The 4,392-nt window shown below is 77.9% G+C and carries 1 protein-coding gene; it reads left to right on the forward strand.

The window, feature by feature from the left end:
* Nucleotides 1-4,310, forward strand: a 4,310-nt coding sequence (locus AB0C76_RS41025) for an acyltransferase domain-containing protein (RefSeq protein WP_359975802.1), incomplete at its 5' end; no start/stop codon positions are given.
* Between the last annotated feature and the right edge of the window lie 82 nt (nt 4,311-4,392).

Raw genomic sequence — 4,392 nt, forward strand, 5'->3', positions numbered from 1 at the left:
AGGTGGACGCCGTCGAGGCGCACGGCACCGGCACCCGCCTCGGCGACCCGATCGAGGCCCAGGCCCTGCTCGCCACCTACGGCCAGGACCGCGAAATCCCGCTGCTCCTGGGCTCGGTGAAGTCCAACCTGGGCCACACCCAGGCCGCCGCCGGCGTCGCCGGAGTGATGAAGACCGTGCTCGCGATGCAGCACGGCGAGCTCCCGAAGTCCCTGCACATCGACGAGCCGACCGCGCAGGTCGACTGGACCGCCGGCGCCGTCGAGCTCCTGAGCGAGGCCCGCACGTGGCCCGAGACCGGACGGCCGCCGCGCGCCGGCGTCTCCTCGTTCGGCGTCAGCGGCACCAACGCCCACGTGATCCTCGAAGCGGCCCCCGCGCCCGAGCCGCTGCCCGAGCGCCCGGCCGCCGCTCGCCCGCTGCCCTGGATGCTCTCCGCCCGGACGCCCGAGGCCGTGCGCGAGCAGGCACGCCGCCTCGCCGCCCACGTCCGTGCGGCCGGGCCCGCCCTGGACGACGACATCGCCCGCTCCCTCGTCACCACCCGGGCCGCCGCGGAGCACCGGGCCGCCGTCGTCGCGCCCGACCGGGACGGGCTCCTGGACGGCCTGGACGCTCTCGCCGAGGGCCGCGCGACCCCCGCCGTCCTGGAGGGACAGGCCGCGGGGGAGGGCGCGCCGGTCTTCGTCTTCCCCGGCCAGGGCTCCCAGTGGGCCGGCATGGCCGTCGAACTCCTGGACACCGCACCGGTGTTCGCGCAGCGCTTCGCCGAGTGCGCGGCGGCGCTGGAGCCGTTCACCGACTGGTCGGCGACGGCCGTCCTGCGCGGCGAGCCCGGGGCGCCGGGCTTCGACCGGGTCGACGTCGTGCAGCCCGTCCTGTTCGCCGTCATGGTGTCGCTCGCCGAACTGTGGCGCGCACACGGCGTCGAACCGGCCGCCGTGCTCGGCCACTCGCAGGGCGAGATCGCGGCCGCCTGCGTGGCGGGCGCGCTCTCCCTGGACGACGCCGCGCGCGTCGTCGCCCTGCGCAGCCGGGCGATCCGGCGGCTCGCGGGCCTCGGCGGCATGGTCTCGGTGGCCGAGCCGGTCGCCGCCGTCCGCGAGCGTCTCGCGCGCCGGGACGGGCGCATCTCCGTCGCCGCCGTCAACGGCCCCGGCTCGGTGGTGGTCTCGGGAGACCCCGAGGCCCTGGAGGAGCTGATCGCCGACTGCGAGCAGGCCGGCGTCCGGGCCCGCCGCGTCCCCGTCGACTACGCCTCGCACTCCGCGCACGTCGAGCGCATCGAGCACGAGCTGCTCGACCTCCTCGCGCCGATCACCCCGCGCAGTGCCGACGTCCCGTTCTGCTCGACCGTCACCGGCGCCGTGATCGACACCGTCGGCCTGGACGCCGCCTACTGGTACCGCAACCTGCGCCACACCGTGGAGTTCGAGCAGGCCACCCGCACCCTGCTGGCCGCGGGCCACCGGGTGTTCGTCGAGGTCAGCCCGCACCCGGTGGTCACCACCGGGGTCCAGGAGACCATCGAGGACAGCGGCCTGCCCGCGGCCGCCCTCGGCACGCTGCGCCGCGACGAGGGCGGCCCCGGCCGCTTCCTGCTCGCCCTCGCCGACGCCCGCAACCACGGCGCCCGGGTCGACTGGGACATCCTGTTCGCCGGCACCGGCGCGCGCGCCACCGAGCTGCCGACCTACCCGTTCCAGCGGCAGCGCTACTGGCCGCGCCCCGGCGGGACGGGCGGCGACGTCACCACGGCCGGCCTGGCCGCGCCGGAGCACCCGCTGCTCGGCGCCGCCGTCGAACTCGCCCAGGGCGGCGGGGTGGTGGCCACCGCCCGCTGGTCGCTGCACACCCACCCGTGGCTGGCCGACCACGCCGTCGCGGGCACCGTCGTGGTGCCCGGCGCCGCGCTGGTCGAGGCGGTCGTCCGGGCCGGCGACGAGCTCGGCTGCGGACGCATCGAGGAACTGACCCTGCACGCGCCCGTCCTGCTGCCCGAGCGCGGAGCGCTCCAGGTGCAGATCGAGGTCGGAGCCCCGGACGACACCGGCCGCCGCCCGGTCGCCCTGCACACCCGCCCGGCCGACGCGGATTCGCCCGAGGGCTGGACCCGGCACGCCGACGGCGGCGTCGCCCCCGACCGCACCCCCGCCCCCGCGGGGGCCGAGCCCGCGCCGACGGCCGCCGCCTGGCCGCCCGCCGGCGCCCAGCCGATCGACCTCGGCGGCTTCTACCCGGGCCTGCGCGAGCAGGGCTACGGCTACGGCCCGGTGTTCCAGGGCGTCCGCGCGGCCTGGCGCCTCGGCGCCACCGTCCACGCCGAGGTCGAGCTGCCCGCGGCGGCCCGCGCCGACGCCGCCCGCTACGGCCTGCACCCCGCCCTCCTCGACGCCGCCCTGCACCCCGCCGGGCTCGGCCCGCTGGCGGGCCGCCCCGGGCTGCCGTTCGCCTGGACCGGCGTCACGCTCCACGCCGCCGGGGCCACCGCGCTGCGGGTGACGCTCACCCCGGCCGGGCCCGACGCGGTGTCCGTCGCGATGGCCGACCCGGCCGGGCGCCCGGTGGCCGCCATCGAGGCCCTGGCCGTGCGCCCGCTCGCCGAGGGCGCCCTCGACCCGGGCGCCCGGGTGGCCCGCGAGGCGCTCTTCCACCTGGACTGGCCGGCCCTGACCCTCCCCGAGCCGGGGCCGGCCCCCGCCCACTGGACCGTCATCGGCGAACCGCCCGCCCACGCGGCGGCCCTCGCCGAGGCGGGCGTCACCCCGGGTGCCGACGCGGACGTCACGCTCGTCGAACTCAGCGGCGACGAACCGCTCGACGCCCTCGAACGCGCCCTCGCCGTCCTCCGGACGTGGCTCGCCGACCACCGCCCCGACGCCACCCTCCTCGTGACCACCCGCCGCGCCGTCGCCGCGGACCCCGCCGAGGACGTCCACGACCTGCCCGCCGCCGCCGTCCACGGCCTGGTCCGCTCCGCCCAGAGCGAGCACCCCGGCCGCATCGTCCTCGCCGACCTGGACGACGACCCCGCCTCCTGGCGCGCCCTGCCCGCCGCGCTCGCCACCGGGGAACCCCGGCTCGCCCTGCGCCACGGCACCGCCCACGCCCCCCGCCTGGCCCGCGCCCACACCGCCGGGCCGCTGCCCGTGCCCGACGGCCCGTGGCGCCTCGACATCCGCACCAAGGGCACCGTCGACAACCTCGAACTCCTGCCGAGCCCCGACACGGCCGCGCCGCTCGCCGAGGGCGAGGTCCGCATCGAGGTCCGCGCCGCCGGCCTCAACTTCCGCGACGTCCTCAACGCCCTCGACATGTACCCGGGCGGCGCCCGCTTCCTCGGCTCCGAGGCCGCCGGCGTCGTGCGCGAACTCGGCCCCGGCGTCACCGGACTCGCCGTCGGCGACCACGTCATGGGCATGGTCCCGGGCGGGTTCGGCCCGCTCGCCGTCACCGACCATCGCCTGCTCGCCCGCGTCCCCCGGGGCTGGACCTTCGCCCAGGCCGCCTCCGTCCCCGTCGTCTTCCTCACCGCCTACTACGCCCTGCGCGACCTCGCGGACCTTCAGGACGGCGAACGCCTCCTCGTCCACGCCGCGACCGGCGGCGTCGGCATGGCCGCCACCCAGCTCGGCCGCCTCTGGGGCGCCGAGGTCTACGGCACCGCGAGCGAGGCCAAGCAGCACCTGCTGCGCGCCGACGGCCTGCCCGACACCGCCATCGCCTCCTCCCGCACCCTCGACTTCGAGGAACGCTTCCGCACCGCCACCGGCGGCGAAGGCGTGGACGTCGTCCTCAACTCCCTCGCGGGGGAGTACGTCGACGCCTCGCTGCGCCTCCTCGGACCCGGCGGACGGCTGATCGAGATGGGCCGCACCGACGTCCGCGACCCCGCCGAGGTCGCCGCCGACCACGACGGCGCCCGCTACCGGGCCTTCGTCCTCCAGGAGGCCGGGCCCGAGCGGATCGGGCAGATGCTCGCCGACCTGGTCGAGCTGTTCGAACAGGGCGCGCTGCGCCCCCTCCCGCTCACCTGCTGGGACGTCACCCGCGCCCGCGAGGCCTTCCGGTACATGGCCCAGGCCCGGCACACCGGCAAGATCGTGCTCACCGTCCCGCGCCCCTGGGCCGCCGACGGCACCGTCCTGATCACCGGCGGCACCGGCACCCTCGGCGCCGAGCTCGCCCGCCACCTGGTCACGACGCGGGGCGTCCGGCACCTGCTGCTCGCGGGCCGCAGCGGCCCCGACGCGCCCGGCGCCGCCGAGCTCGTCGCCGACCTCGCGGCCCTCGGTGGGGCACAGCGTTGAAGGCGATGGTTCTGGCGAATTTCACCGGAGGTGGGAAGTCCACCGCCGCCCCGTCGATCGCCAAGCCGGCCGCTCGGTCGAT

The organism is Kitasatospora sp. NPDC048722 (assembly GCF_040650235.1).
Classification (GTDB): Bacteria; Actinomycetota; Actinomycetes; order Streptomycetales; family Streptomycetaceae; genus Kitasatospora.